Source organism: Alicyclobacillus herbarius DSM 13609, assembly GCF_000430585.1.
Taxonomy (GTDB): Bacteria; Bacillota; Bacilli; order Alicyclobacillales; family Alicyclobacillaceae; genus Alicyclobacillus_G; species Alicyclobacillus_G herbarius.
Genome location: NZ_AUMH01000054.1, coordinates 1 through 1,978, shown reverse-complemented (window position 1 = coordinate 1,978; position 1,978 = coordinate 1). Strand labels below are relative to the sequence as shown.

2 protein-coding genes are annotated in these 1,978 nt (G+C 49.0%); one reads left to right on the top strand and one right to left on the bottom strand.

Going from position 1 to position 1,978, the window contains the following annotated elements; genetic code table 11:
• Positions 1-203: 203 nt before the first annotated feature.
• Positions 204-740, top strand: a complete 537-nt coding sequence (locus tag H522_RS0116375) for a YbaK/EbsC family protein (protein WP_245578162.1) — start codon at positions 204-206, stop codon at positions 738-740.
• Positions 741-811: 71 nt separating this feature from the next.
• On the opposite strand, the gene H522_RS0116370 is transcribed toward H522_RS0116375, so the two are convergent.
• Positions 812-1,705 carry a LysR family transcriptional regulator gene (locus H522_RS0116370; protein ID WP_026963131.1) on the bottom strand — a complete coding sequence of 298 codons (894 nt, stop codon included), beginning with the start codon at positions 1,703-1,705 and terminating at the stop codon, positions 812-814.
• Positions 1,706-1,978: the final 273 nt, after the last annotated feature.

Sequence of the window (1,978 nt, the reverse complement as noted above, 5' to 3'; positions counted from 1 at the left end):
ACATTTTGCGGTCTGGGTACGCAAGGAGTCAAATGCGAAATCGTGCGATTGAGTGAGAAAAACGAAGAAAAACCTACTTTCCCTGAGAGAGGATGACCGTGGTCATTTCGACGGATATGTCTTTCGAAAGCAATTGATATAATTCCTGCAGGAGAAAGTTGGGATGAGCTCGAATCAATTTTATTGATGGTTAATTAAGTGTTTTGAACTCGGTCTTCGTCTGCACAAAACAGAATGAAATTCCTGTAAAGGAGTTGATGCCGATAAATTCCTTGAAGCCAAGCGCTCAAAGAGTACAAGATGCCATTAAGGCACTCGGATACACATTCACCGTTGTGGAACTCCCTGATAGTGCACGTACGGCCGCAGAGGCTGCCGCAGCAATAAACTGTGAAGTGGCGCAGATCGCTAAATCTCTCGTATTTCGCCGTAAGAACTCAGGGTCACCTCTCCTAGTGATAGCAAGTGGTATCAATCGTGTGAATGAGAAGCGTATTGCGGAGTGGCTTCAAGAGCCATTGGAGAAGGCCGATGCCGACTACGTAAGAGAACACACAGGTTTCGTTATCGGAGGGGTACCACCCATTGGACATCCGCAGCCACTGAAAACCCTGATCGATGAGGATCTGTTGCAGTATGACGTTATTTGGGCAGCAGCTGGACATCCCAAGGCCGTGTTTCAATTGACGCCCCAGGCATTGGTAGAGATGACTAATGGAGATATCTTGTCAGTGAAATAGGTTGTACGTGAATCTGCCTTGGGACCAGCAAAAAAAGGATCCGCTGTGCTCTTAAATTGGTTTGTAAGCCACTATTTACTCGGTAAAACCTCTCGTGCCAAATCAATAAACGCCTTCAATGCTGGAGACATCCACTTGTCCTTATGCCACGCAAGTTGCGTCACGATAGAGAAATCGCATCCAGTCCACGGCAGGACTGCCAACCGACCCTCATTCACCTCTTCTGCAACCGCCACTTCCGGTAAGACTGCAAGACCAATACCTTCCATCACACAGCGCTTTATGGCCTCGACACTGCCAAGTTCAAGTCTGTTTGATGGACGAACTTCTGCAGAATTGAGTGCTTCTTCAAACGCACGCCGATAGTGGCACCCATCCTCAATGAGGAGAACCGTTTGACCAACGAGATCGCTCGGCTTCACCTCAGGGAGTGTCGATAGAACGTGTCCCGGCTGACAAACCAGGACGATGGGCTCCGGACAGAGCGGTTCCACAATTAGTGAGTTGGAAGTAACGGGCGGCTCTAACAGGAAAGCGACATCCAACTCTCCATTGCTGAGAAGTACCCGAATCTCATCATCAGGGACACCCGGACGGAACATGAGCTGTACGTTCGGATGGCGAGTTTGAAACTCTTTCAGAAGGAGAGGCAACCGATACGTACACTGGGTCTCCTGGGCACAAATCACGAGGGTCCCGTTTGGCTCGCCTTGGCCTCCGACCACATTCTTCGCTTCGTCCGATAAAGCGAGAATTTGGTCAGCGTAGGTCTTGAAACGGCGCCCATACTCAGTCAAGATCACACGTTTTCCGAGACGTTCAAACAGGGCCACGCCAAGTTCTGACTCCAATGATTGAATTTGCGCAGTAACGGTCGATTGAGCATAATTCAGGATTTCAGCCGTACGGGTGAAATTCAACTCTTGAGCAGCTACCCGGAATAGCATGAGTTGTTTAAGCTCCACGGGCAAACCTCCCTAAATCGAATAGAGCGATGATTATAATCGATACTTTCGTATACGATGATTATACCGTTCCGTTACCATGAAAGTAATTCGGAAGGTGGAACACTGGGGAGGGCCGGAATTGTTCGTCGCTTTTATTCATGGATTCGTACTGTCATTAGGGTTGATTCTTCCGATCGTGTAGCCGCTCACGCTATTTGGCGGTGAATTTCTCACCGCCATTGTCGTGAGCGTTGTACCGTCATTCCGCCAGCGGACTGAACGCTGTGCCGA